24 protein-coding genes and 1 tRNA gene are annotated in these 25,615 nt (G+C 60.1%); 8 read left to right on the top strand and 17 right to left on the bottom strand.

Annotation, left to right across the window (positions count from 1 at the left end; translation table 11 throughout):
- Nucleotides 1-104: 104 nt before the first annotated feature.
- The gene (locus MA884_RS24355) at nucleotides 105-527 is read right to left on the bottom strand and encodes a glycine zipper domain-containing protein (protein ID WP_256232905.1); all 423 of its coding nucleotides are present in this window, start codon (nucleotides 525-527) and stop codon (nucleotides 105-107) included.
- Between the two features lie 799 nt (nucleotides 528-1,326).
- On the bottom strand, nucleotides 1,327-3,519 hold the full coding sequence (locus MA884_RS24350; RefSeq protein WP_256232904.1) for a response regulator: 2,193 nt from the start codon (nucleotides 3,517-3,519) through the stop codon (nucleotides 1,327-1,329).
- 313 nt (nucleotides 3,520-3,832) lie between these two features.
- Between MA884_RS24350 and MA884_RS24345 the strand changes: the two genes are divergently transcribed.
- The gene (locus tag MA884_RS24345; RefSeq protein ID WP_139049490.1) at nucleotides 3,833-4,111 is read left to right on the top strand and encodes a short-chain dehydrogenase; all 279 of its coding nucleotides are present in this window, start codon (nucleotides 3,833-3,835) and stop codon (nucleotides 4,109-4,111) included.
- Nucleotides 4,112-4,250: 139 nt separating this feature from the next.
- Here the strand turns inward: MA884_RS24345 and MA884_RS24340 are convergent, their stop codons facing one another.
- The 6 genes from MA884_RS24340 to glcD form a co-directional block, all read right to left on the bottom strand.
- Nucleotides 4,251-5,948, bottom strand: coding sequence for an L-lactate permease (locus MA884_RS24340; protein ID WP_256232903.1), 1,698 nt, complete (start codon nucleotides 5,946-5,948; stop codon nucleotides 4,251-4,253).
- A gap of 241 nt (nucleotides 5,949-6,189) precedes the next feature.
- Nucleotides 6,190-8,367 carry a malate synthase G gene (locus MA884_RS24335; RefSeq protein ID WP_256232902.1) on the bottom strand — a complete coding sequence of 726 codons (2,178 nt, stop codon included), beginning with the start codon at nucleotides 8,365-8,367 and terminating at the stop codon, nucleotides 6,190-6,192.
- Nucleotides 8,368-8,445: 78 nt separating this feature from the next.
- The gene (locus tag MA884_RS24330; RefSeq protein WP_256232901.1) at nucleotides 8,446-8,847 is read right to left on the bottom strand and encodes a heme-binding protein; all 402 of its coding nucleotides are present in this window, start codon (nucleotides 8,845-8,847) and stop codon (nucleotides 8,446-8,448) included.
- A gap of 12 nt (nucleotides 8,848-8,859) precedes the next feature.
- The gene (gene glcF / locus MA884_RS24325; RefSeq protein WP_256232900.1) at nucleotides 8,860-10,077 is read right to left on the bottom strand and encodes a glycolate oxidase subunit GlcF; all 1,218 of its coding nucleotides are present in this window, start codon (nucleotides 10,075-10,077) and stop codon (nucleotides 8,860-8,862) included.
- A gap of 2 nt (nucleotides 10,078-10,079) precedes the next feature.
- Entirely contained in the window at nucleotides 10,080-11,138 is a 1,059-nt protein-coding gene (glcE, locus tag MA884_RS24320) for a glycolate oxidase subunit GlcE (protein ID WP_256232907.1), read from the bottom strand.
- A 5-nt stretch (nucleotides 11,139-11,143) separates the two neighbouring features.
- Nucleotides 11,144-12,643 (bottom strand): glycolate oxidase subunit GlcD, encoded by a 1,500-nt coding sequence (gene glcD / locus MA884_RS24315; protein ID WP_256232899.1) that lies wholly within the window; start codon nucleotides 12,641-12,643, stop codon nucleotides 11,144-11,146.
- A 250-nt stretch (nucleotides 12,644-12,893) separates the two neighbouring features.
- Here glcD and glcC point away from each other — a divergent pair, with 250 nt between their 5' ends.
- Both glcC and MA884_RS24305 read left to right on the top strand, forming a co-directional pair.
- Nucleotides 12,894-13,667, top strand: a complete 774-nt coding sequence (gene glcC / locus MA884_RS24310; RefSeq protein WP_256232898.1) for a transcriptional regulator GlcC — start codon at nucleotides 12,894-12,896, stop codon at nucleotides 13,665-13,667.
- 101 nt (nucleotides 13,668-13,768) lie between these two features.
- A complete protein-coding gene (locus MA884_RS24305; RefSeq protein WP_256232897.1) occupies nucleotides 13,769-13,930 on the top strand; it encodes a DUF2986 domain-containing protein in 162 nt (53 codons plus the stop codon).
- Nucleotides 13,931-14,084: 154 nt separating this feature from the next.
- On the opposite strand, the gene MA884_RS24300 is transcribed toward MA884_RS24305, so the two are convergent.
- Together MA884_RS24300 and MA884_RS24295 are read right to left on the bottom strand one after the other, a co-directional pair.
- On the bottom strand, nucleotides 14,085-15,383 hold the full coding sequence (locus MA884_RS24300; protein ID WP_256232896.1) for an SLC13 family permease: 1,299 nt from the start codon (nucleotides 15,381-15,383) through the stop codon (nucleotides 14,085-14,087).
- A gap of 34 nt (nucleotides 15,384-15,417) precedes the next feature.
- Complete coding sequence (locus MA884_RS24295; RefSeq protein ID WP_256232895.1) at nucleotides 15,418-16,242, bottom strand: amidohydrolase; 825 nt, start codon at nucleotides 16,240-16,242, stop codon at nucleotides 15,418-15,420.
- A gap of 167 nt (nucleotides 16,243-16,409) precedes the next feature.
- Between MA884_RS24295 and MA884_RS24290 the strand changes: the two genes are divergently transcribed.
- Nucleotides 16,410-17,147, top strand: a complete 738-nt coding sequence (locus MA884_RS24290; protein ID WP_256232894.1) for a GntR family transcriptional regulator — start codon at nucleotides 16,410-16,412, stop codon at nucleotides 17,145-17,147.
- Here the strand turns inward: MA884_RS24290 and dapF are convergent.
- From dapF to MA884_RS24270, 4 genes are all read right to left on the bottom strand, one after another.
- Nucleotides 17,129-17,950: a diaminopimelate epimerase gene (gene dapF, locus MA884_RS24285; protein WP_256232893.1), complete on the bottom strand. Its 822-nt coding sequence runs from the start codon at nucleotides 17,948-17,950 to the stop codon at nucleotides 17,129-17,131. The two genes, MA884_RS24290 and dapF, sit on opposite strands and share 19 nt — an antisense overlap.
- On the bottom strand, nucleotides 17,941-18,306 hold the full coding sequence (locus tag MA884_RS24280; RefSeq protein ID WP_256232892.1) for a VOC family protein: 366 nt from the start codon (nucleotides 18,304-18,306) through the stop codon (nucleotides 17,941-17,943). Before MA884_RS24280 ends, dapF begins: the two co-directional genes overlap by 10 nt.
- Before the next feature lie 107 nt (nucleotides 18,307-18,413).
- Nucleotides 18,414-18,815, bottom strand: coding sequence for a PaaI family thioesterase (locus tag MA884_RS24275; RefSeq protein ID WP_256232891.1), 402 nt, complete (start codon nucleotides 18,813-18,815; stop codon nucleotides 18,414-18,416).
- Between the two features lie 11 nt (nucleotides 18,816-18,826).
- A complete protein-coding gene (locus MA884_RS24270; protein WP_256232906.1) occupies nucleotides 18,827-19,282 on the bottom strand; it encodes a GNAT family N-acetyltransferase in 456 nt (151 codons plus the stop codon).
- Nucleotides 19,283-19,591: 309 nt separating this feature from the next.
- Between MA884_RS24270 and MA884_RS24265 the strand changes: the two genes are divergently transcribed.
- On the top strand, nucleotides 19,592-20,659 hold the full coding sequence (locus tag MA884_RS24265; RefSeq protein WP_256232890.1) for an alpha/beta fold hydrolase: 1,068 nt from the start codon (nucleotides 19,592-19,594) through the stop codon (nucleotides 20,657-20,659).
- A 138-nt stretch (nucleotides 20,660-20,797) separates the two neighbouring features.
- Here the strand turns inward: MA884_RS24265 and MA884_RS24260 are convergent, their stop codons facing one another.
- Nucleotides 20,798-21,298 carry a nuclear transport factor 2 family protein gene (locus MA884_RS24260; protein WP_256232889.1) on the bottom strand — a complete coding sequence of 167 codons (501 nt, stop codon included), beginning with the start codon at nucleotides 21,296-21,298 and terminating at the stop codon, nucleotides 20,798-20,800.
- A 268-nt stretch (nucleotides 21,299-21,566) separates the two neighbouring features.
- Nucleotides 21,567-21,656 (bottom strand) — tRNA-Ser (locus MA884_RS24255).
- A gap of 308 nt (nucleotides 21,657-21,964) precedes the next feature.
- Between MA884_RS24255 and MA884_RS24250 the strand changes: the two genes are divergently transcribed.
- The 3 genes from MA884_RS24250 to MA884_RS24240 all read left to right on the top strand — a co-directional run bounded on the left by MA884_RS24250 (nucleotide 21,965) and on the right by MA884_RS24240 (nucleotide 24,777).
- Nucleotides 21,965-22,654: a crotonase/enoyl-CoA hydratase family protein gene (locus tag MA884_RS24250; RefSeq protein ID WP_256232888.1), complete on the top strand. Its 690-nt coding sequence runs from the start codon at nucleotides 21,965-21,967 to the stop codon at nucleotides 22,652-22,654.
- A 214-nt stretch (nucleotides 22,655-22,868) separates the two neighbouring features.
- Entirely contained in the window at nucleotides 22,869-23,591 is a 723-nt protein-coding gene (locus MA884_RS24245) for a 1-acyl-sn-glycerol-3-phosphate acyltransferase (RefSeq protein ID WP_256232887.1), read from the top strand.
- A gap of 214 nt (nucleotides 23,592-23,805) precedes the next feature.
- On the top strand, nucleotides 23,806-24,777 hold the full coding sequence (locus tag MA884_RS24240; RefSeq protein ID WP_256232886.1) for a magnesium and cobalt transport protein CorA: 972 nt from the start codon (nucleotides 23,806-23,808) through the stop codon (nucleotides 24,775-24,777).
- 68 nt (nucleotides 24,778-24,845) lie between these two features.
- On the opposite strand, the gene MA884_RS24235 is transcribed toward MA884_RS24240, so the two are convergent.
- Complete coding sequence (locus tag MA884_RS24235) at nucleotides 24,846-25,559, bottom strand: amidotransferase (protein WP_256232885.1); 714 nt, start codon at nucleotides 25,557-25,559, stop codon at nucleotides 24,846-24,848.
- Between the last annotated feature and the right edge of the window lie 56 nt (nucleotides 25,560-25,615).

Below are 25,615 nucleotides of genomic sequence, written 5' to 3'. Positions count from 1 at the left end.
CAAAAAACAAAAAAACGGCGCTTTTCATTTCTGAAACAAGCGCCGTTTTTCCTAAATGAACAGCATTAGGCTCAAGGCCGGGTCTTTCTCATCCAAACACCAGATTAACGATGCTTGTTCTTATGCTTGTTCTTGTGTTTGTGCTTCTTACCACCCGAATGACCATCGTTGTCATTGGACAGGTTGCTGCCCAACGCACCACCCGCCGCGCCACCAATGCCTGCGCCGATGGTGGAGCCCGTCGAGCCACCCAGGCTGTTACCGACAATCGAACCACCGGCCGACCCCAAGCCACCGCCAATAGCCGCTTCTGTACGGCTGCCCTTACGCGCCCCCACCGCACTGCCGGCTGCACCGCCGACACCGGCGCCAATGGCCGCGCCTGTGCTGCCGCCCATCTGCTGGCCGACTACGTTACCCAACGCACCGCCCAGGCCACCGCCAACCGCGGCAGTGCCGTCGCCGGCGGCCATAGCGCCCTGAGCAACCAAAAGCCCAAGTACCAAGCTGGATAAAGTTAAACGCATGATAAAAACCTCAAGAATGCCGCATCGGGGAAAGATGGCCGGTACGCGCGGGCGTCAGTCTACGCCAGATAGCGTAGGGCCATGTCCCTTGGACAACAAACGGAGGGGTAGTTTTATGACAGGCAAAAAAAAGCCCGCTGGGGAAACGGGCAGGTACTGCTTTTACTGCTTTCTAACGGATGAGCTAAGACTACGCGCCCGCTTGTGAAAGAAACGTGAAAGAAACCGTCGCGAGAAAAAAGATGAGGATTTTTTTTGCCAGAGGCTGGAATGGTGTCGTGGCGAGGGGATTTAGCGAAGCGTCGCACCGCGCTGTTGGGCTGCGCAGCAGCCCTAAAGCAGTTAACTCAATCTTCCTGGCACACCGAGTTGCCTGGTTTGGGGGCTGCTGCGCAGCCCAGCGGGAGCAAGCTCCCTCGCCACGATGACGGGGCTGCATTGGAGAGTTGTAACATTACTTGCTGACCGGGACCCTGGGCAGGAACTTGGCCTTTTCCCCTCGCGGCACTTTAGAGACCTTGGTCTTGATGGATTTGATCGGCTCGTCGCCAAAGTCCGCCCTATAGGCCGATTGACCACACTGCAAACCTTCATTGATCGGATATGCGGCTCCGTTATCCTCGCTGTACGCTGCTCCCATCGCCTTTCCCCTTTTCGTCGAGGCCCACACCGGCAACAACCCGTTGCCTGGAAAATATCGGCCTTCACGACTTTCAGACTAGCCGGTCATCAACGGACTGATTATTCAGGCAGACGTTTGGCCGACGAATGGAGCTGCGTGATTTGCGCACGGACACCTTTATTCAATCCGCCCCGCCATCGAGCGGCTTAAAATCCGGGAAACCTGATCGGCCGAATAAGGCTTGGATAGAAACTCGAAATCTTCATGGCTGCGGTGGGCCAGCTCCTCGCTATAACCCGACGTCAGAACCACCGGCAGATCCGGGCGGCGCTGACGCAGTGCCTTGGCCAGGGCAATCCCACTGATGCCAGGCATGACGACGTCGGAGAATATCGCGTCGAACGCCGTCGCATCTGGGCCAACCATGTCCAGTGCCTCCTCGGCGTTGGTGGCCCAGGCCGTTTCGTAGCCCAGATCCTGCAGGATCTGATTGGCAAAACGCCCGACCTCCAGGTTGTCCTCCACGATCAACACCCGACGCTTGCCCTTTTCCAGCAGCAGGGGCGTGGTTTCCTCCCGAATGGGCTCATGAATCTCTTCAGGCTCGACTTCCGGCAGGTACAAGGTAAACACCGTCCCCTCCCCGACTACGGTCGAAACATCCACGTTGCCGCCAGACTGTTTGGCAAAACCGAACACCTGGGACAACCCCAGCCCGGTGCCCTTGCCCACTTCCTTGGTGGTAAAGAACGGCTCGAAAATATGCTCCAGGACTTCTGCCGCAATACCGGTGCCGGTGTCGGCCAGGGCAATGGCGGCAAAAGACTGCCCGGCTCCCGCGTGACCTCGGATCGGCGGCATGCCAGCACCGCCAATGAGCCGCAGCGACAACGTGCCTTGCCCGTCCATGGCATCCCTGGCATTGAGGGCCATGTTGATCAGCGCCGTTTCAAACTGGCTTACGTCAGCGCGGATGTAACAAGGCCGGTCGCTCAGCTCTACCCTGACCTGAATCCGCGCGCCCGTGACGGTTTGCAGCATGTCGCCGAGGCTTTGCACCTGCTTGCCCACATCGATGACTTGCGGTTTCAACGGCTGACGCCGGGCGAAGGCGAGCAATTGGCTGGTCAGCTTGGCGGCACGCTCCACCGTCTCGGAAACCGCCGTCATGTAGCGGTTGCGACGCTCATCGGACAGGTTGGGCATGCGCAGAAAGTCGACGGAGGAACGAATGATTGTCAGCAGGTTGTTGAAGTCGTGGGCCACCCCGCCGGTGAGCTGGCCGATGGCTTCAAGTTTCTGCGACTGGCGCAGGGCCGCTTCGGTCTGTTTCAGGCGCGTGGTGCGCTCCTCGACCCGCTCCTCCAGCGTCGCGTTCAGTTCCGCCAGGGCCGCGAGCCCCTCGCGCACGGCGGCGTCCGCACGGGTCCGCTCGATGTGAGCCCAGGATCGTTCGGTCACTTCCATTAGCAGCGCCAGATCGTTGCTGGACCAGACCCGCGGCGTTTTATCGTGGATGGCCATCAATGCGGTCAAACGTCCGTTCTTGATCAGCGGCACGCAAATGGTCGCAGCGATACCGATGGCCTGGAACGTCGCCGCTTCCTCGGGCGCCAGTTCCTTGAGGTTATCGTTGACCACCAGTGGTTTGCCGGCCCGCAGGTTGGCAACCGCCAGCCGACCGAAATCCGCCAGCCGGTAATGCCCGACAATACTGGGTGACCCCGCCCGAGCCCAATCACCGCGAATGGTGAAGCCATCCTCGTCCTCATCCATATCCGCATAGGCGCAATTGGACAGGTTCAGGTGCGCCGCCAGAATCCGCGTGGTGGTTGCCATGATGGCCTGCGGGTCGGTGGCATTCGCCACGGCATTGCCAATGGCATCCAGCACCGCCAGGCGTTGGGTCATGAACACCGTGGAAGTGGTCTCGGTGACGGTGTCCAGCATGCCCACGACCTTGCCGAACTGATCACGGATGGGGCTGTAGCAGAACGTGAAATACGCCTGTTCCAGGCCGCCGCCACGCTCGATGATCAGAGGGAAGTTCTCGATATAAGTCGCCTGCCCCTCGAAAGCCGCCCGCACAATCGGGCCGATGTCGCTCCAGACTTCTTTCCACACCTCATCGAACCGCCGGCCCAGCGCTTGGGGTTTATTGCCAAGGATGGGCACGAAGGCATCGTTGTACAACGTGATCAGGTCCGGCCCCCACACGATGGCCTGGGGGAAATGCGAGGCGAGGCTCAACGCTACGGTGGTCTTCAGCACATCGGGCCACTGCTTCGGCGGCCCGAGCGGGCTGGCCTCCCAATCGTGGGCGCGTACCCGTTCAGCCATCTCGCCATAGCTTTGCAGCCAGTCTGTCATTGCGATCGATCCTTCTCAGCCGCCAATACAATCAGGGGGAAGCGGTTGTGACCCCAAGCCGGACCGTATTATCCCGCGCCGGGTGGGAATGCGCGATTGGATTGTGGGACGTGTAGGGCCGTAAATGGGGGTGGAATGGCGAAACTGGCTGATTGAGCTACGGAAATATCCCACATGTGATTGGGAAACCTCCGCGCTATCAATCCCTTGCGTATTTTTTGTGGTGGCGCCTATAGTCTGGGCGTCGCCCAAAATGGCGACCGGGTTTGGCGACTCGATTGACACAATTCCTTCACCAGCACAGGGAATTGATATGAACCAATACATGAGCCTTACCAGCAACGCCGACGACCAACCCCTCTACGTCGATACTTGCGCCCCGCTACACATCCTGCTTGATGCAGCCGCCTACCGAATCCGCGCCGCGACTCAGTTCCTTGAGAATTTTGCGATGCGCGATGAACAGAGCGTCGACCCTGCGACGCTTCAGGATTTGGCACAGCTTTGCTGCATTCCGCTGCGTGACGGTTGCGACGTGATGGATGTGATTGCCAGGCGGCTGGATGCGGCGCCGGCGGGTACCCTTCTATAAAACGCCAGACACTACAAAGCCCCTGATTCATCACGAATCAGGGGCTTTCATTTACAACCTGTCAACCTATGCGCGGGTTTAGCTCAGGCGGACTCGCCTGACCGAAGCTGCCCGCCCCACCGGCGGGCAGCCGCAGGTTTCAGGACTTCGTCAGCGGATCACTGATACCCAGCAGATAGAAGCCGATCATGCCGATGATACCGGCCAGGACGATGTAGTACAGCGTCGGCAGCATGGTCTTGCGCAGGGTGATGCCTTCGCGACCCAGCAGGCCGACTGTCGCCGACGCCGCCACCACGTTGTGGATGGCGATCATGTTACCGGCCGCCGCGCCTACCGATTGCAACGCCACCATCAGCGCGCCAGAGATGCCCAATAGTTGCGCGGTGTTGAACTGGAACTGCGCCAGCATCAGGTTCGACACGGTGTTGGAGCCGGCGATGAACGCGCCCAGTGCGCCCACCGCCGGGGCGAAGAACGGGTACACGCTGCCGACACTGTCTGCGACCAGACGCGCCATTGCCACCGGCATCGACACCAGGTCCGATCCGTTCACCCCTGAGTTGATCAGGATACGCACCATCGGGATGGTGAAGATCAACACGAAACCGGCGCCCAGCAAGGTTTTGCTCGATTCGCTCACAGCCGCTACCAATTCGCTGGCGCGCATGCGGTGCAAGAAGAATGTCATCAGCGCAACCACGCAGAGCAAACCACCTGGCAGGTAGAGCAACTCCAGGCTGGCGGACACGCCGGTCTCACCGAGAATGTCTTTGGCCCCGAAGCTCAGTGACAGCAGCCAGGCCTTGAGCGGTGGAATGTTGCGCGACAGCACCAACAGCACGGCCAACAGCACATAGGGTGCCCAGGCCATGGGGACGGAAATCGCCTTCTTGCCGGCCATGTCGTCGAGTTTCATCTCGATCTTGCCCATCCACTCCGCTGGCCACTCGCTGGCCGGGGCAAAGTCCCAGGTGGTCTTGGGCAATAGGAAACGGGCTTTGGCAGCCGGGATCACAATGCTCAGGCCCACCAGGGCACCAATCATCGAGGGGAATTCCGGACCGAGGAACACCCCGGCGGCTGCGTAAGGAATGACGAAGGCGAACCCGGTGAAAATCGCAAATGGCGCCATGACCAGGCCTTCGCGCCAGGATTGGTTCTTGCCGAAGAAGCGGGTCATGATGCTGATCATGATCAGCGGCATGAGAATCCCGCAAAGGGCATGGATGATCGCCACCCGCGAGACGATCAGATGGAAGAACACGTCCCAGTTGCTGCCGACCGCAGCCAGTTGCGCGCCCAGACCGGTCTGGTCAAGGCCGCCGGTGACCCCGACCACCATGGGTGTGCCGACGGCACCAAAAGACACCGGCGTGGACTGCACCAACATGCCGAGTACCACCGCGGCCATGGCCGGGAAGCCCAACGCAACCATCAACGGCGCGACTACCGCCGCAGGTGTGCCAAAGCCGGAAGCACCCTCGATGAAGCAGCCGAACAGCCAGGCCACGATCAGCGCCTGGACCCGACGGTCCGGGCTGATATTGGCAAAGCCGCGGCGAATGGAGCTGATGCCGCCGGAATGCTTGAGGGTGTTGAGCAACAGAATGGCGCCGAAAACAATCCACAGGATCGCCGCCGTGAGGACGAGGCCCTGCAGCGAGGACGCCAGGACCCGATTCAACGTCATGTCCCAGGCCCCAAGGCCGATCAGCGCCGTCAGTACGAAGACCACGGGCATGGCGTATTTGGCTGGCCAGCGAAAGCCGATCAGTAACACGCCCGCCAGTACCAGCGGTACGAAGGCCAAGATGGACAGCAGTGTTTGACTCATGGTTTTGGTTCCTTTTTATTGTTGTGAACCACAGTTTGCCGGGGGTATCCGGCGCCACGCATCCAGAGCACATGTGCTCCGCGAACCGCGTCGACAGGGATCACCCATCGCCGCGCTCATGCTCAAGGGCCCCGGCAGCCATGGGCTGTCGGGGCCTGTTGTACGGCGCCCCTGCCAAGGCAAGGGCTTTCGGGGCTGCGGTCACGATGGACACCGCAGCACCCTCGACAATTAACCTTCCTCAGGCCTGTTGCTTGAACCGTAGACGCCAGGCGTGCAGCAGCGGTTCGGTGTAGCCGCTGGGTTGCTCACGGCCCTTGAACACCAGGTCGCAGGCGGCCTGGAACGCCATCGAAGCAGCATAGTCGTCGGCCATGGGGCGATACAGCGGATCGCCGGCGTTCTGCTGATCGACCACCTTGGCCATGCGCTCAAGGCTTGCGCGCACCTGCGTCTGGCTGACGACGTTGTGGTGCAGCCAGTTAGCAATGTGTTGGCTGGAAATACGCAGCGTGGCGCGATCCTCCATCAGGCCGACGTCGTGGATATCCGGCACTTTGGAGCAACCCACGCCCTGCTCGACCCAGCGCACCACATAACCGAGGATGCCCTGGCAGTTGTTGTCCAGTTCTTGCTGGATCTGGCTGGCGCTCCAGTCAGGCTCGGCCACCACCGGCACGCTGAGCAGGCCATTGAGCAGGTCGTCGCGCTGACTGTTGAGGTCGATGGCTTCCAGCTCGCGCTGCACCGCCTGCACATCCACCTGGTGGTAGTGCAAGGCATGCAAGGTGGCGGCGGTCGGCGACGGGACCCAGGCCGTATTGGCGCCGGCCTGGGGATGGGCGATCTTCTGCTCGAGCATGGCGGCCATCAGGTCCGGCATGGCCCACATTCCCTTACCAATCTGCGCCCGGCCACGCAGACCGCAGCTCAAGCCAACCAGCACGTTGTTGCGCTCGTAGGCCTGGATCCAGGCGCTGCTCTTCATGTCGCCCTTGCGCAGCATCGCGCCGGCCTCCATGGCGGTGTGCATCTCGTCACCGGTGCGGTCGAGAAAGCCGGTGTTGATGAAGGCCACCCGCGCCGCCGCGCTGGCGATACACGCCTTGAGGTTGATACTGGTGCGGCGCTCCTCGTCCATGATCCCCATCTTCAGGGTGTGCCGGGGCAACTGCAGCAGGTCCTCGATACGCGTGAACAACTGATCGGCAAAGGCCACTTCAGCCGGACCGTGCATTTTCGGCTTGACGATATAGACGCTGCCGGTACGCGAGTTCCCGTGGCGCTGGAGGTCATGCAGGGCGATCAAGCTGGTCATCACGCCGTCGAGGATGCCTTCGGGGATCTCGTGGCCTTCGCCGTCGAGGATCGCCGGGTTGCTCATCAGGTGCCCGACGTTACGCACAAACAGCAGCGAGCGGCCGTGTAGTTTCAACGCACCGCCAGCGGCAGCGGTGTACTCGCGGTCCGGGTTGAGACGGCGCACGATAGACTTGCCGCCCTTTTCCAGCGCTTCGCTGAGGTCGCCTTTCATCAGGCCGAGCCAGTTACGGTAGATCACCACCTTATCGGCCGCATCGACCGCCGCGACGGAGTCTTCGCAGTCGAGAATGGTCGACAGCGCGGACTCCACCAACAAGTCCTTGACCCCTGCGCCATCGCTGGCGCCGATCAGGCTGCCGGCATCGATCTGGATTTCCACGTGCAGGCCGTTGTTTTTCAGCAGCACCGCTGTCGGTGCGCTGGCCTGGCCCTGATAACCGACGAACTTGTCGGCCTGGGCCAAACCGGTTTGGGTGCCGTCAACCAGGGTCACCTGCAATTGCCCCGCACTGACCCGGTAATTGACCGAATCGGCATGGGAACCCATGCCCAGCGGCGCGGCCTGATCGAGAAACGCGCGGGCGAACGCGATGACTTTGTCACCACGCACCTGGTTGTAACCCGGGCCCTTTTGAGCGCCACCGTCTTCAGCGATGGCATCGGTGCCGTACAACGCATCGTACAAAGAGCCCCAGCGCGCATTGGCGGCGTTCAACGCGTAGCGGGCGTTCATCATCGGCACCACCAGCTGTGGACCGGCCTGTTGGGTGATCTCGCTGTCGACGTTGGCGGTGGTGACCCGCACCGTGTCTGGCTGCGGCAACAGGTAGCCAATGGACTCGAGAAACCCACGGTAGGCTGGCATGTCGCTGATCGGGCCTGGGTGCGCGCGGTGCCAGCTGTCCAGCTTCGCCTGCAGCGCATCGCGCTCGGCCAGCAGCGCACGATTGTGCGGCGCCAGGTCATGCACCAGGGCGTCGAAACCGGCCCAGAACGCCTCGCGTTCAATCCCGGTGCCGGGCAGCACTTGCTCGTCGACGAAACGTTGCAGGTTGACGGCCACTTGCAGGCGCTGGCAGTTCACGCGATCAGTCATTTTCACTCTCCAAAAAACAGTAGATGGCCGGCGTCAGGTGTCAGCGCGGCTCACTGAGCAAGTGCTTCACCTTTGCAATCAGCCCAGTGCGGCGATACCGGCTTTGGCCACTTGGGCGTCCTGATCGGCCTTGACCCCGGAAACGCCCACCGCGCCAATCACCTGGCCATCGACAATCACCGGCACGCCACCTTCCAGCGAAGTCAGCAGCGGCGCGGACAGGAACGCGCTACGCCCGCCATTGACCATGTCTTCATAACCTTTGGTTTCACGACGCCCGATGGCGGCGCTGCGGGCCTTCTCGGCGGCGATGTAGGCGGCGATCGGTGCGCAGCCATCCAGACGCTCAAGGGCCAGCGGGTGACCGCCGTCGTCGACCACACTGATGGTCACGACCCAGTGGTTTTTTTCGGCTTCACTGCGGGCAGCGGCGAGGATTTTGCTGACTTCGGTCTGGCTCAATACGGCTTTGCTAAGCATGCTGTTCTCCGGTTAGTTCAGGGCTTCTTCGACCAGTTCGATCCAGTGCCGCACAGGGGTGCGGCCGGCGCCGTCGAGGTGGGTCTGGCAGCCGATGTTGGCGGTGACGATCACTTGCGGCTTACCGCTTTCCAGGGCATTGAGTCGGTTGTCGCGCAACTGCCTGGACAGCTGCGGCTGGGTCAATGAATAGGTCCCGGCCGAGCCGCAACACAGGTGACCGTCGGGCACAGCCGTCAGGCCGAAACCAAGGCGAGCGAGCACGCTCTCTACGGCGCCACCCAGCTTCTGCGCATGCTGCAAGGTGCAGGGGCAATGGAAAGCCACGCGCTTGTCGGCATGCACACCCAGTTGCTCCAGAGGTTCGACGCTGAGCACCTCAACCAAGTCTTTGGCCAACGTACTGACGCGCCTGGCTTTCTCGGCGTAGGCCGGGTCCTGCGCCAACAGATGGCCGTAATCCTTGACGAAGGCGCCGCAGCCGCTGGCGGTTTGCACAATGGCCTCGGCGCCCTGCTCGATGGCGGGCCACCAGGCATCGATGTTGCGCCGCGCACGTTGCAAACCTTGCTCCTGGGCGTCGAGGTGGTAGTCCACCGCACCGCAGCAACCGGCTTCATTGATCGGTGTGACGCTGATGCCGAGGCGATCGAGCACCCGCGCCGTGGCGGCATTGGTGTTAGGTGCCAGGCCAGGCTGCACACAGCCCTCAAGCATCAGCACACGGCGGGCATGGCGTGGCTCGGGCCGGGGTTTGGCGGCATTGGCAGTGCGCGGCAATTTGGCCTTGAGGCTGGCCGGCAACAGCGGACGGAAAACCTGGCCGACCTCAATCAACCCTTTGAACAGCCGCGCATGGGGCACCACGGCCCGCAGGCTTTGACGCAATACACGCTGAGCCAGCGGGCGCGGCACGGCGGCATCGACTACTGCGCGGCCGATATCCAGCAAGTTGTGGTACTGCACGCCTGACGGGCAGGTGGTCTCACAGTTGCGACAGCTCAGGCAGCGATCCAGGTGCAGTTGGGTCTTGGCCGTGACTTCGTTGCCTTCCAGCACTTGCTTGATCAGATAAATGCGCCCACGTGGGCCGTCCAGCTCGTCGCCAATGAGCTGGTAGGTCGGGCAGGTGGCGTTGCAAAAGCCGCAATGCACACAGCTGCGCAGGACGCGTTCGGCTTCCTCGGCGCGCGGCAGGTGCTTGGCCTGTTCACTCAGATGGGTCTGCACTGCTACACCTCACGATACATACGGCCAGGGTTGAAGATGCCCTGGGGGTCAAGCTGGGTTTTGAGCTGTCGGTGGTAGCGCAGCAACGGAGCGGCCAGCGGATGGAACGGACTGTCGCCGTGGCCGGCGGTGAAACAGGTGGCGTGGCCACCGGCTTGGGCGGCGATCTGGCGGATCAGCGCGACATCGGCATCGGACTTGAGCCAGCGCTGGGCGCCCCCCCAGTCGATCAGTTGCTCCCCGGGCAGCGCCAGCACGCCGGTATTGGCCGGCACCGACAAACGCCAGAGCGGGCGCGGGTCCGCGAAAAAATCCAGACGCTGCTCGCGCAGGTCGGCCCAGTACGAACTCTCAAGCAACTCACCACCGAGGCGTTCGCGGGCCGCTGCGACCGAGCCTTCGCCACCTTCCAGGCGCAGGTGCAACGCCTGACCATCATGGCAGGCGGCGCTCAGCGAAAGGGGTTGCTGGCCCCACTCGGCCAGTTTGCGCAAGGCCAGGGCGGCGTCCATCTCCAGCCGCAGACTCAGGCACTGGCGCGGTTTGGGCAGCACTTTGAGCGACACCTCGGTAATCACCCCCAGGCAGCCAAAGCTACCGGCCAGCAGCCGCGACAGGTCGTAGCCGGCGACGTTCTTCATCACCTCGCCGCCAAATCGCAGGTGCTTGCCCGTTCCGGTGATCAAGCGGGTGCCCAGGACCAGGTCACGAACCGCGCCGGACCAGGGCCGGCGCGGGCCCGACAGACCTGCCGCAACCATCCCGCCGAGGGTCGCGGCGCCGCCAAATTGTGCAGGCTCGCAGGTGAGCATCTGCCCGGCCGCGTCCAGCGCCGCCTCCAGCTCAAGCAGCGGCGTGCCGGCGCGGGCGGTGATCACCAACTCGGTCGGGTCGTAGCTGACGATGCCGCGGTGGGCACGGGTATCGAGCACTTCGCCGTCGACCTTGCGACCGAGGAACGCCTTGCTGTTACCCCCCTGAATGCGCAACGCCGTAGCACTGTTGAGGGCGTGATTGACTTGTTCCAGCAACGCCTCGCTGGCGTCGCAGTCGTGCTGCATCACCATTAGAAGCGCTCCAGTTCAGGAAAGGGCAGTTGGCCGTGGTGCACGTGCATGGCGCCGAATTCAGCGCAGCGATGCAGGGTCGGAATGTTCTTGCCGGGATTGAGCAGGCCACGCGGATCGAAGGCGGCTTTCACCGCGTGAAACAGGGTCAGCTCATCACTGTTGAACTGAACGCACATCTGATTGATCTTCTCGCGCCCCACCCCGTGTTCGCCGGTGATGCTGCCGCCTACCTTGACGCAGAGTTCAAGAATCTTGCCGCCCAGGGACTCGGCCCGCTCCAGCTCGCCGGGTTGGTTGGCATCAAACAGAATCAAGGGGTGCATATTGCCGTCACCGGCATGGAACACGTTGGCCACACGCAGGCCGAACGCCTCGGACAGCTCACTGATGCCCTTGAGCACCCCGGGCAGTTCACGACGTGGAATGGTGCCATCCATGCAGTAATAGTCCGGCGAGATACGCCCGACGGCCGGGAAGGCGTTCTTGCGCCCGGCCCAAAACTTGACCCTTTCAACCTCATCGCGGGCCATGCGCACTTCGGTGGCGCCGGCCTCGCCCAGCACTGCGCGAACACGCTCGCAATCGTCGTGCACGTCGGCCTCCACACCGTCCAGTTCGCACAGCAGGATGGCCTCGGCATCCACCGGATAACCGGCGTGAATGAAGTCCTCGGCGGCGCGAATGGCCAGGTTGTCCATCATCTCCAGGCCGCCGGGGATGATGCCGGCCGCAATGATTTCACCCACTGCGCGCCCGGCTTTCTCCACCGAGTCAAAGCTGGCCAGCAACACCTTGGCCACCTGCGGCTTGGGCAGCAGCTTGACCGTGACTTCGGTGATGATCCCCAGCATGCCTTCGGAGCCGGTGAACAAGGCGAGCAGGTCGAAGCCGGGCGAATCCAGGGCATCGCTGCCCAAGGTCATGCGCTCGCCTTCAACCGTGAGGATTTCCACCTTGAGCAGGTTATGCACGGTCAGGCCATATTTCAGGCAATGCACGCCTCCGGCGTTCTCAGCGACATTACCGCCAATCGAACAGGCGATCTGCGAGGATGGGTCCGGTGCGTAATACAGGTCGTAAGGGGCGGCCGCCTGGGAGATGGCCAGGTTGCGAACGCCCGGCTGAACACGGGCGAAACGCCCCTCTGGATTGACTTCAAGGATGTGCTTGAAGCGCGCCATCACCAGCAAAATCCCCTGGACCAACGGCAACGCACCACCGGACAAGCCCGTCCCGGCCCCGCGTGCCACCACGGGCACACGGCGTTGATAGCAGAGTTTGAGCAGGCGTTCGACTTGTTCGATGCGCTCAGGCAATACCACCAGCATTGGCGTGGTGGTGTAGGCAGAGAGCCCGTCGCACTCGTAGGGTTTGAGGTCTTCCTGGGTGTGCAGCACTTCCAGGTCTGGAAGCTGCTCCCGCAGTTCAGCCAGCAGCGCTGACTTGTCCACTTCAGGCAGCGCCCCATCAACGCGCTCGTCGTACAAAATACTCATGGCAGGCTTTCTCGCTTTATTGTTCTTTTGTGCCGCGCCGGTAGCGAGCCGGGCCGCTTGTTATGCGCTATATGTAGAGCCTTGCAGGGTGGTCGTCTATTGCCGAATGAACTGGTATGACCAGTTTTTTCAAGCTAACCTCTAACCTCTCCCTGCCAATGGCCTTATAAATAAAGGATTGGTGGCTATATTGGGCCTAGCGCGAATGATCATTTAGAACTGGTACTACCAGTTACCCGAGGCAGCTGACATGCTCGAAGAAACATCCCCCGTTCGCCGCCAGGTCAGTGATGTGGTCGCCGAGCGGATCGAACGATTGATCGTCGATGGCGTGCTCAAGGTTGGTCAGGCACTGCCCTCGGAGCGCCGCCTGTGCGAGAAACTGGGAATATCCCGCTCGGCCCTGCGTGAAGGGCTGAAAGTGCTGCGCGGGCGCGGCATTATCGAGACCACCCAAGGCCGTGACTCACGGGTGGCCACGCTGAACGGGAACCGCGACGCGAGCCCACTGATGCACCTGTTCAATTCGCAACCGCGTACCCTGTTTGATCTTCTGGAAGTGCGCGCACTGCTGGAAGCCGAATCAGCGCGCCTGGCCGCCTTGCGCGGCACAGATGCGGACTTCGTCCTGCTCACCCGACGCTACGAAGAAATGCTCGCGGCCCACAGCCAGACCGTACCTGCCGAGCCGCGCGAACATGCCCGCCTTGACCACGCCTTCCACCTGGCAATCTGCGAGGCCTCGCACAATCCGGTGTTGCTGCACACCCTGCAGTCGTTGACCGATTTGATGCTCAGTACGGTGTTCGCCTCGGTCAACAACCTCTACCATCGCCCCATGCAAAAACGCCAGATCGACCGCCAGCACTCACGGCTCTATCACGCCGTCATCGAGCGCCTGCCAGAACAAGCTCAGCGCGCTGCGCGCGAACACATCCACAGCATCCGCGACAACCTCAAGGAGATCGAACAGGAAGAGCAACGCCTGGTGCGCGCGACCATGCGGCTTGAGGGTTGGGGGTAGGCTTCCGAGCAGCAGGGCCACCTGTGGAGCGCAAAATCACTGCTTGGCTTCACGCCCAAACGTTCACCATCATCCAAGACTTTACAGACCGAGTAGAAAGTATGAATCGTCGTAAAAAACTAAATCAGTTACTCAAGGCTCACGCAAAAAAGGCGAGTGCCAAACTGGCCCCGCCAAAGAAATCCAAATACATCAGTAAGGCTGACCGGTTAAAGCTGGCTGCCGAGCCCGCTCCAGATTCAGTCATTACCCCTGAGAGCTGATCCATCGATCTTAAGCGCCTTTGTGGCGTGGGGATTTATCCCAGCTGGTTTGGGGCTGCTGCGCAGCCCAGCGGGAGCAAGCTCCCTCGCCACAAGGGGTTCGGGTAGGCCTTGAGTGAATTGCACCTCCCAGACCTGCCAAAGCCCAAACGCTTCAGGCAAAAGTCAGCGCAAGGTTAAACAACATCGCCACAACAAAACCGATGGGTGCGGCACGCAGCAGCAATTGGGGAAACAGCCGGGTTCGGCTCTGCTCATCGGCGCAAGAGCTCAGGATCAGGCTGCCGCCAGAGGAGAACGGCGAGATCGAGGTGGCTTGGGCGCCAACCACGATGCTGATGAAGAGCACCATGGGGTCGATCGACATGGCGGCGGCCAGCGGCGGCACCATGGGGAACAACGCCGGCGTGACCACTCCCAAGGTGCTGGCGAAGATCGACATCAGCGCGGCGACGACACCGAACACCAGGGCCACTAGCACCGGTGGAATGTTGCCGCCGATCCACGATGCCAAAGCGTCGATGGCGCCGGCCTTGATCGCCACCGAGATCAGCATGCCCACGCCACAAATCATGATCAGCGTGCCCCAAGGCAGCGAGGCGATGGCTTTGCGCTCGTCGCCGAGCTTGAGCATCAGCGCGATCACCGAGAACACGCTGGCGATCAGGCCGATGTCCACCTTCGAGTTGACGAACGTCACCGTCGCATTGTCCGGGAACAGGATGTGCGCGATGGGGCCGGCCAACACGATCAGCATCATCAGCAAGGTCAGCCACAAGGTGATTCTCTGCTCACGGTTGAGCGGGCTCGGCGTCTCGATCGCGACCGCCGCGTTCTTCAGCGCACGGCCGTGGCCGGCGAAGAACACGAACGCGGTGATGACCACCAGTGGAATGACCATGGTGCTGGCAAAGATCGCCAGGCCATTGATGAAGGCTTCACTTTCGGGAACCCCCAGGCCGGTCATCAGGCCACGGAAGATGATGCCGCTCTGGCTGGAAACGAAGTTGGCACCGCCCAGGGCCCCGTAGTTCACCGCCATGCCACCGAGTATCAGGCTCATGCCCGTGCGCTGGCACAGCAGCAGCGTCAGCGGGGCCATGAAGGCCAACACCGTGTAATAACCCGCGCCGAGCCCGGCAATCAGGCAAGCGGTCAGGAACACCGCATAAGGCAATAGGTGCGGCACGTTACGACAAAGATAGAGCAGGTGTTCGGCCAGTTTCTCCAGCGTGCCGTTGACGATGGCGAAGCTGTAGAACAGGCAGACCGAGAAGATGATGAAGAAAATCTTCAGCGGCCACATGCCGATGATTTCAGAAGGACTCAAGCCCATGCCGAAGCAGCCCAGGAGATAGGCAAAGGCGATGGCGAACAGGCCGATGTTGATTTTGGTGGTGTATCCCAGCGCGACAGCAAGAACGATCGCGGCGACGACGTACAGGCTCATCATGATGTGTGTTCCGTATTATTTTGTTATGGGAAGTTCAACGCGTCGACGCAGCAAAGCCGAACAGTATCGTGGGGTTATCCACCAACACCTGCCGGCGCTCCACCGGATCGGGAAACAGGGCGTGCAGAAAGGCCAGTTGCGCGTCGTAGCCGGTGCGCGACTCGAACTGGGTATGGGGCCAATCGCTGCCCCAGACAAAACGATCGATACCGCCACACGCCTGGCGCAATTGCGCCAACACGCCAACCGCGCGGGGCAGGTCTGACTGGCTGCGATAGGCGGCAGACAACTTGACCCACAGCCGGTCCTCGCCGAGCAAGGTCAGGAAGCCGTGATGGGCGGGGTTATTGGGGTCGATACCATTGGACGGAAGACCAAAGTGGTCCACGACCACCGTGACCCCGCTCGCCAGAACGAACGGTACAACCAGGGCCAAGGTGTCGAAGCCACACTGGATCTCAACCTGCCAGCCAAGCCGGGCCAGTCGCTGGTAAAAAGTCTGCCAACGTGCATCGATGTAGTCCTGCGGCGCCTTGCCGATCAGATTCAAGCGAACGCCTACCACACCAGCCTGGGCCAATGCTTGGAGCTGCGCATCCTCGATGTCCGGCTCGACCACCGCGATGCCTCGCAAGCGCTCCGGGTAACGTTGCAGGGCCTCGACCATAAAACGGTTGTCGGTTCCCAAGAAGCTCGGCTGGATAAGCACGCCTCGGGCAAGGTTGCAGAGATCCAGGTGCCCCAGATAGTGCTCGGCCAAGGCGTCGTAATCAGGGCTGTAGCGGCGATCACTCGCCATGGGCAAGTCATGCCGGAATATGTGGGCGTGAGTATCTATGCCTTCGAACGACAGGGACATCAGGAAGCTGCCTTTGTTGATTTTTGTGGGAGCCCGCCAGGTATGTAAGATGATTTACAGACCCGAAATTCATATAGATGACTGAATGACCATATCTATAAACAACCATCCCTGTCAACGCGCCCAGTGAGGTAAAGTGGCGCATTGCTTGGAATCGGATTGACGGTATGGCCCTTACACACCTTGGACATGACGAGCGACTGCCGCTCTATCAACGACTGCGCGAGGAGATGCTGGCGAAGATCGCCGCAGGTGAATGGCTGCCCGGTGAAGCCATTCCCACCGAGGCAGAGCTGACCCGTCACTACGGCGTGGCAGTGGGCACGGTGCGCAAGGCGGTGGAAACGCTGGTTGGGGAAGGACTGCTGCTGCGCGCCCAGGGCCGTGGCACGTTCGTGCGCCGGCCCAACTTCGACGGTTCACTGTTTCGTTTCTTTCGTCAGGTCGATGCCAGCGGTCAATCGCAAGTGCCGCAAAGCCGCATACTGAGTCGCACCCAGGAAACCCCGGACGCCCACGTGCGCCAGGCGCTGAATCTGACCGGGCACGACTCCACCATCCGCCTGGAGCGCCTGCGCCTCATGGACGGCCGGCCGCTGTTCCACGAGCAAATCTGGCTGCCAGCCGCACGCTTCGGCGCCCTGCTCGACACCGACCTGAACGACTTCGGCACCCTGCTCTACCCTTTCTACGAAGAACGCTGCGGCATGCGCGTCGCATCAGCGCGGGAAACCCTCACCGTCGCCTCGGCCGACGAGCCACTGGCCGCCACGCTCGGAGTTACGGCCGGCAGCCCAGTGGTTGTGGTCGAGCGGGTGGCCCTGGGCTACGACCGTCAACCGCTGGAATACCGGCTGTCACGGGGTGCGGCCGACACTTTTCGCTATCAGGTGGAGATTTGCTGAGCAGTGTCGGTGAAAACTCCCGAAAACGTTGCCTCTACCGGTCCGATGAGAAACACCGCTCCCCGGCCATCCCATTGAACCGTCACGCTTCCACCATCACATTCAACCTCAACGCAATGATCCACCAAGCCACGACGAATCCCGTTCACAGCGGCGCCGCAAGAGCAGGAACCTGAACCGAGTGCGATGCCACCGCCCCGTTCCCATATGCGCAAACGAATGTGCTTTCGATCGATGACCTGAACGAAATGCACATTGGTCTTGAGCGGGAACAACGGGCTGGTTTCGATTGCGGGTCCGCTGGTCGCGATATCAACGTCGGCCAGATCATCCACAAAGTAAGTGCAGTGTGGATTGCCCATGCTGCACGCAATCGGGCTACCAGCCAGTGGCAGAACAGCGGTGTCCAGGTCCCCAGCCAAGGGAATGTCCGACCAGCCGAAAAGCGGCTGCCCCATGTTGACGGAAATTGCGCCGGTTGAAGTTCGTTCGCAAGTGAGCAGGCCGCGGTGGGTGCGCAGCGTTATCGAAGTTATATTCGATTCGCGCATCAGCCGGTCCGCAGCACCCCGCGTCGCGCTGCCGCAAACGTCCAGCGTGGAGCCATCTGCATTCCAGAACATCAGGCGTGCGTCTGCATCCTCACAATCGAGCATCACCACGAGCTGGTTGAAACCGATGCCTCGGCTGCGATCCCCCATCCGCCGGGCCAGGGCACTGGTTATGGGGTTGGCTGAATTTCGCGCGTCCACGACAACAAAATCATCGCCATTGGCGTGCATTTTATGAAAGCTCAGCGGCATGCAAACGCTCTACTGGAGATAGAGAGGGCGTTGCCATCAGGGTCTTTGGCATTGGCGAATGAATAGCCGTCGGCCTTGTGAGTGGCGCCAAACTTCAAGCCTTGGGCCATGCACTTCTCCTTGAGGCCCTCAACATCCCGGGTATCAAAAACAAGCTTGACGGTGACTTGTCCCGTTTTAACGCCCTTCCCTGCCGAATGAACCATCAGAATCGCGCCTCCGTTTGCAGACCTCAATTGCGTGACGCGATCATCGGCATGTTTTTCACTGACAAAGCCGAAATGTTGCTCATAAAAAGCGCAGGTTGCCGGGACGTCCCGTACATACAGCATTATTCGATTAAGTGTCGGTTCCATGTGTTCTTCCTTGATCACTGCTGACGGTGAAACTTAGCACCCCGTGCATCATCGCAGCGGGGGCTTGAATGCAAAGCTCGACGTTTGTAGTGCGTCTCCAGATGCTTTCAACCCACCACAAGAAAAGACGCACTGGCTCGTACCACGCGCTCCTCTCCAGCGCTTATATAGGTATTGGCGAAAACCAGTCGGCTACCGGACTTTTGAATATCGACAGCCGCCTCCAACCAATCGCCGACCTTAGCGGAGCCGGCGAAATCAGTGGTCATTGTGGTCGTCACGAGCTTGAGTGGCGGATCTTTCGAGAAGGCAGCGTTGTAGCCCAACGCAATATCAGCCAGCGCCATGAACACCCCTCCGTGAGCGAGTCCACGCGCATTGGTGTGCTTGTCCTCGACCCGAATCCCAACGGTGAACCCTTCGGCGTCTTCCCGATAGTAGAAAGGGCCCAGTAGATCAAGAAAAGGACTGCTGCGAAATAACGGTTTGAAGCCCTGTGGAATATCCATTTCACACTCCTTTACCTGTTCATGGATTTACGCATGATGATCGTGCGTTCAGCGCCGTTGAATTCGTCACGTACCTTTTGAAATCCCAGTGCTGTGTAAAAGCCCTCTGCCGTGATGGAAGATGGCACGTGCAAAGTCTCCAGGCCCAAGTCGAGAGCGGCTGAACACAGGACCGACATTAGCCGCCTGCCAACGCCTGCTCCTTGATAGCTCGGCTCTACAAAAACACTTCTGACCACATCCCCATCGAGGCTGGCCGTCGCGACGACCCGCTGTTCGACAGATGCCACATACACCCGACGCCGCGCCATCAATCGCTCAATCGCCAGTGGAGAAAAGTTCTGCTCCACCCGGGCGATTACATCGGCCGGGTAATCTTTCGCATTGGATTGACGCAGAGCGCTGGTCACAACGTTGCTTATTGCTTGCGCGTCCTCGATTGTTGCGAGGCGAATGTGGGCATCCATTTCAAGTTCTCGCTCCGGGTGATCAGTGATCATAGACGCATGACCGTGGACAACGTCACCTCTATTCACGCTTGTTTGACCACGTGTACGTGCAGCCGAACGGACAAGGATCAGGGGAGGCTCTGCTGCTCCCAGCCATATTCTGCCGCCATGTATCCTCGTGTATCCCGGGGATACTTCGCTACATAACCTTGCACTTTTGCCTCCCATTCGACACAGCCCGGATACGTTGCCCCGGTCAAATGCACCCACGGTTTCAAGGGGATCAACCAGAACCCCCGACCCACGGCTCGCAATGGAGGCATCACTATGAAAACGGCACGTCAGCACAGCAAAACCGGTAAAAACCATCGCCGCGTGCTCGGCTCATCCATCCTCGCTCTCAGTCTGCTCGGCGCGCTCGGGGTAGCCCATGGGCAATCCACCAGCGCCGCGCAGCCAACCGCGATCAAGTCCGGCGTCACGCATACAACGCCCTCCCCGTTCGGTGCGCTGAAGCATATCAAGGCCGGTCTGCTGGACGTGGCGTACGCCGAAACCGGCCCAGCCGATGGGCCGGTGGTGATTCTGCTGCACGGCTGGCCGTACGACATTCACAGCTATGACGAAGTCGCGCCCTTGCTCGCAGCGAAGGGATACCGCGTGCTGATGCCGTACGCCCGAGGCTACGGCGATACGCATTTTCTGTCCGAGAAGACGCTTCGCAACGGTCAACCGGCCGCGCTGGCCAGTGACGTGATCGACTTCATGGATGCGCTGAAGATCAAGCAAGCCGTGCTCGGAGGCTACGATTGGGGCGCACGTTCGGCGGACATCGTCGCGGCCCTGTGGCCGGAGCGGGTCAAGGCGCTAGTCGCGGTCAGTGGCTATCTGATCGGCAGCCAGGCCGCCGGCCAGAACCCGCTGCCACCCAAGGCTGAGTTGCAGTGGTGGTATCAGTTTTATTTCGCCACCGACCGAGGCCGCGCCGGGTACGAGAAAAACACTCACGACTTCGCCAAGTTGATCTGGCAACTGGCGTCGCCAAAATGGGCATTCGATGACGCCACCTTCGACCGTAGCGCCAAGGCGCTGGAAAACCCCGACCATGTCGAGATCACCGTGTTCAACTACCGTTGGCGTCTCGGCTTGGTCCAGGGCGAGACCCAGTACGATGTGCTGGAACAGAAACTGGCGACGGCGCCTTCCATCAGCGTGCCGACCATCACCCTTGAAGGCGATGCCAACGGTGCGCCGCACCCAGCTCCCGAGGATTACGCCAAGCGCTTCACCGGCAAATACGAATTCCGGTTGATCAGCGGCGGCATTGGCCACAACTTGCCGCAGGAAGATCCGCAGGCGTTTGCCAAGGCCGTGATTGATGCGGATCATCTTTGATAGCCAGGCACATGTCTTGATAACACCGGCATAAAAAAACGGCTCGCTGATTCAACGAGCCGTTTTTTGCGGGCATTCACACCCCTTGCGCGGGCCTGACGATAAGACCACGCTCTGTTTCCTGGCGCTGCGCGGGTATTACCGAACAGGGTCAACCCGACGCATAAGGTCATTCAACACGTAGGTGTCCAAAAAGGCATTCACTTCGGTGATCTGGCCATCTTTGAATGTCATGTGCCACAGGTAAGTGTTGTTGTAGGGCTTGCGGTCAAGCGCCATGGCTTCTCCCTTCCAGAGAACCACCACGACATCGTCCTCGGCCACAATGCTTTGGACGGTAGGGGAAATGGGCGTCGCCAGCCGAGCGGTGATCGGTTGTACGGCTCGCTCGATTAAATCCGCCTTGCTGTTATACACACCGGAAACAGGGCTTGATCCAGATACGGTCCACGTTGCGTCGGGCGCCAGCAGATCGAAAGCAGTGCCTTGGCCTTGCTGCCAGTTAGTAAATGCTTGGCGCACCAGGTTGGTATTGGTGTTTTGGTCAGCTGCTTGCGACGCTGAAACCGTGTTCGTTGAAAGCATCAAACACAGCGCGACAGCCTGAAGGCGCACAGCCAAACTCATCCATGGGGTCATGATCTTTCTCTCACAACAATATCGTTGATAGGAACCTCTTCAAGAGGAACCTTAACGGCATGGACTCGGAAGCTTTTGCTCGATGCTGCTGAGGGGTTGCCTGATGCTGTTTAGTGGAACGGCGCGGACACCTGGGCCTGGTTCCTATGCGTGGTTGCTGCCAGCACGCGAGTAGTCCCCCCGGTCCCATATCGCCCTTTTTCAAACGCCAAAAACCACAAACCCCCGACTTTCTCTAGGAAAATCGGGGGTTTGTGTTTGCAGAATGTGGCGGTGAAGGAGAGATTCGAACTCTCGATACAGTTTCCTGTATACACACTTTCCAGGCGTGCTCCTTAAGCCACTCGGACACTTCACCGTGTCTCGGCAAACTGTTCAGTCTGTCGAGGCGCGCTAATGTAGTCGAAAGCTTTTCCGATGGCAAAGGTTTTTTTCAGAATTTTCATGCGGTTAAGGTGATCGGGCATTTCAAACGCACCGAGGGCATGGCAAACCGGCCAATCTTCGGGTTAATGCGCACAGTGTTCCTTGAAGCAAGACGCGGACGATGGGGCGGCCAGGCGGTTTGTGGGGGCTGGGGGCTGACCGGTGAGTCAGTCACAGCGCTTTACCTGGCCTGCGGCGGTGGGTAACGTCTGCGTCACTTCTCTTACAAGGAATAGCGCCATGAGCGACCTGATTGCCTACCATCTCGAAGACGGTATCGCGACCCTGACCTTGAACAACGGCAAGGTCAATGCCATCTCGCCGGATGTGATTGCCGCGTTTAACACTGCGCTGGATCAGGCTGTGACGGATCGGGCGGTGGTGATCATTACCGGGCAACCCGGGATTTTGTCCGGTGGTTACGACTTGAAGGTGATGACCGCCGGTCCCAAGGAAGCGGTGAATCTGGTCACGGCCGGCTCGACCCTGGCCCGTCGCCTGTTGTCGCACCCCTTCCCCGTCGTTGTCGCGTGCCCCGGGCACGCAGTAGCAAAGGGGGCGTTTCTGCTGCTGTCGGCGGACTATCGCATCGGGGTCGATGGACCGTTCAGCATTGGCCTGAACGAGGTGCAGATCGGCATGACCATGCACCACGCGGGCATCGAGTTGGCCCGTGATCGTCTGCGCAAGTCCGCGTTCCATCGCTCGGTGATCAATGGCGAGATGTTCAACCCGCAGAGCGCGGTGGATGCCGGTTTCCTCGACAAGGTGGTATCAGCCGAAGAACTGCAGGGCGCGGCGCTGGAGGCCGCGCGTCAGTTGAAAAAAATCAACATGACCGCCCACAAGAACACCAAGCTGAAAGTGCGCAAGGCTCTGCTGGAGACGCTGGACAGTGCAATCCTGCTGGATCAGGAGCACATGGGTTAGCGCTTCACAGCGCAAAACGAAAAGCCCGACCTCTGCGTCGGGCTTTTTCTTACAGGCTCCGTTTAAAAACCGACAACCGCTCTAGCCTGCTTCTGTCACGTTATTCGGAAACATGCGCTCAAACATCGCCCATCTCCTACATCTATAGCGGCAATTGCCGAAAACAGTGCACATCCGTACACTGCGCCACCTTTTGTCCCGATGGGGCCTGTAGATGCTGTTTTTATTGCGTATGTTGTTGATGGGTCTGCATTTTGTGCTGGCGGGTGTGCTCGGGGTGATCCTGGGGCTGTGTCGCCCGTTCAATCCGGACAACAGCCGTTTATGCGCCAGGCTGTATGCGTGGCCCGCCATGTGCATTTTGCGTCTGCGGGTAAAGGCCGAGGTCGACACGCTGGTGAATAAATCCCAGAGCTGCGTGATCATTGCCAACCACCAATCCAACTATGACCTGTTCGTGTTCGGCAACGTGGTGCCGTATCGCACCGTGTGCATCGGCAAGAAGAGCCTGAAGTGGGTGCCGTTGTTCGGGCAGTTGTTCTGGCTGGCGGGCAATGTGCTGATCGACCGGGGCAACGCGATCAAGGCGCGCCAGTCGATGTTGACCACCACTCATACCTTGCAGCATGAGGACACATCAATCTGGGTGTTCCCGGAAGGCACACGCAATCTTGGCGAGGATCTGCTGCCATTCAAGAAAGGCGCGTTCCAGATGGCGATAGCCGCTGGGGTGCCGATTGTTCCGGTGTGCGCCAGCAGTTACATCAAGCACATGCGCCTCAATCGCTGGCGAAGCGGCGACATCCTCATACGCTCGCTACCGGCCATTCCCACGGCGGGGTTGAGCCTGGACGACATGCCCCAGCTCATCGCCCAATGCCGTGAACAGATGCGCGAGTGCATCGCGGTGATGGACCGGCAGGTGCAGGCTGTTTAACGAGCCCGTTAAACAATAGCCAGCCGGGCACATAACCCTGTGGCGAGGGGATTTATCCCCTCACCACAAAAACCCGCACGATTCTGATTCCACCCGTATGGCATTTGACTCTACCGGCGAACTCAGCGGATTTTGCTGACTCTCAAGCAGCAGGGCACACTAAGCTACAGATTGCCTGCCACTGCCATTTTCCAAGAAGAAGTGAACCACCATCATGGGTAGAGTCGTTGCTGCTGCGGTTTACAGCGCCGGTAAGAAAGTCACCAACATCACCCTCGACGAAGGCAGTACCTGGGCAGCCAAACCCGGTCATTTTGTCTGGATCGGCCTTGAAGAGCCCACTGCCCAGGAGCTGACCAACCTGCAACGTCAATTCAACCTGCATGAATTGGCGATTGAAGACGCGATGGAGAAGCACAGCCGCCCCAAGCTGGAGACCTTTGGCGATGCGCTGTTTATCGTCACGTATTCGCCGGTGCGCAAGGACGGCAAGCTGCAGTTCATCGAAACTCATATCTTCGCTGGCAACGGCTACATCATCACCGCCCGCAATGGCCACTCGGCGTCCTACGCTCATGTGCGACAACGCTGTGAGGCGCGGCCCATTCTGCTGGAGCATGGGGAAGATTTCGTCCTCTATGCCATCCTGGATTTCGTCATTGAAAACTACCAGCCAGTGGGTGAAGCCATTCATGCCGAGATCGATGAACTTGAGCGCAACGTGCTGTGCAGTGCCCTGAACGAGCGGGATATTCAGAACTTGCACTGCTTGCGCCGTGACGTATTACGCCTGCGCCGTTATGCAGCACCCATGGTGGAAATCAGCGAAGAACTGCAAAGACTGGACTTTCCCTTCATCGACAAAAACATGAGCCCGTATTTCCGCGATGTGCAGATTCATGTCACGCGGCAAATGGAAGACCTGGCGACGCTGGCGGACATTGCCAGCCAGACCATTGAAATCGGCGTGCTGCTCGAAGCATCGCGCCAGAGCGTGGTGCAGCGCAAGTTCGCGGCGTGGGCGGCGATCCTGGCGTTCCCCACGGCGGTGGCCGGAATCTATGGGATGAACTTCGAGAACATGCCGGAGTTGACCTGGCACTACGGGTATTTTCTGGTGTTGGGGTTTATTGCGGTGGGCTGTACTGCGTTGTGGGGGAGCTTCAAGCGTTCGGGGTGGTTGTAGTAGTAGAGCAGCTGCAAGCTGCAAGCTCAGGCCGCAGCGCTTGTAGCTTGTAGCTTGTAGCTTGTAGATCAAAGCTTATGCTCGACAAAACGCATCATCCATTCAGCCACTGTTGTGCCGTGATGCGCCTGTTCAAGACTGGCCATGCCTTGACTGTAGATCTGCTCGCCAAGGTGTTGCTGGCGAATCTCCAGCAACGCCCGGGAATAATCGTGGATGAATTCCGGGTGGCCCTGGAAGCACAGCACCTGATCGTTGATGTGGTAGGCGGCGAACGGGCAAAAATCGCTGGACGCGATGACTGTGGCGTTTTCCGGCAATTCGGTGACCTGGTCCTGGTGACTGATCAGCAGGGTCAGTTCTTCCATCACCGGGCTCATCCATGGTGCCTTGGCCGCGAGCTTGTAGCGGTGCGTGCCCACGCCCCAGCCCTGAGTGGCGCGCTCGGCCTTGCCGCCCAGCAACAGCGCCAGCAGTTGATGACCGAAGCACACGCCCAGTAACTTGTCGCCTCGCTGGTAGCGGTCCAGCAGGAAGGTCTTGAGGGTTTGAATCCAGGGGTCGGTGCCGAAGGAGTCGGCTTTGCTGCCGGTCACCAGGTACGCGTCGAACTGCTCATCATCGTTGGGGTATTGCCCCTGCATAACGTTATACACAATGAACTCAGCCGCGACGGGCTGTTGTGAAAACAGGCGCTGGAACATCTGCCCGTAACCCTGATATTGGTCGATCAGTTCCGCACGCAAGATATCGGTTTCCAAAATGCAGATGCGCAGCGACATAAAAAATACCTGACACGATGATGGGAATAATGCACACCCTGAGCGTGCCTTGAAAC

Origin of the sequence: Pseudomonas sp. Q11 (genome assembly GCF_024494355.1) — a bacterium.
Lineage (GTDB): Bacteria > Pseudomonadota > Gammaproteobacteria > Pseudomonadales > Pseudomonadaceae > Aquipseudomonas > Aquipseudomonas hefeiensis.
Note: the sequence above shows the minus strand (reverse complement) of the source record. Positions and strands in the feature narration are given on the sequence as shown.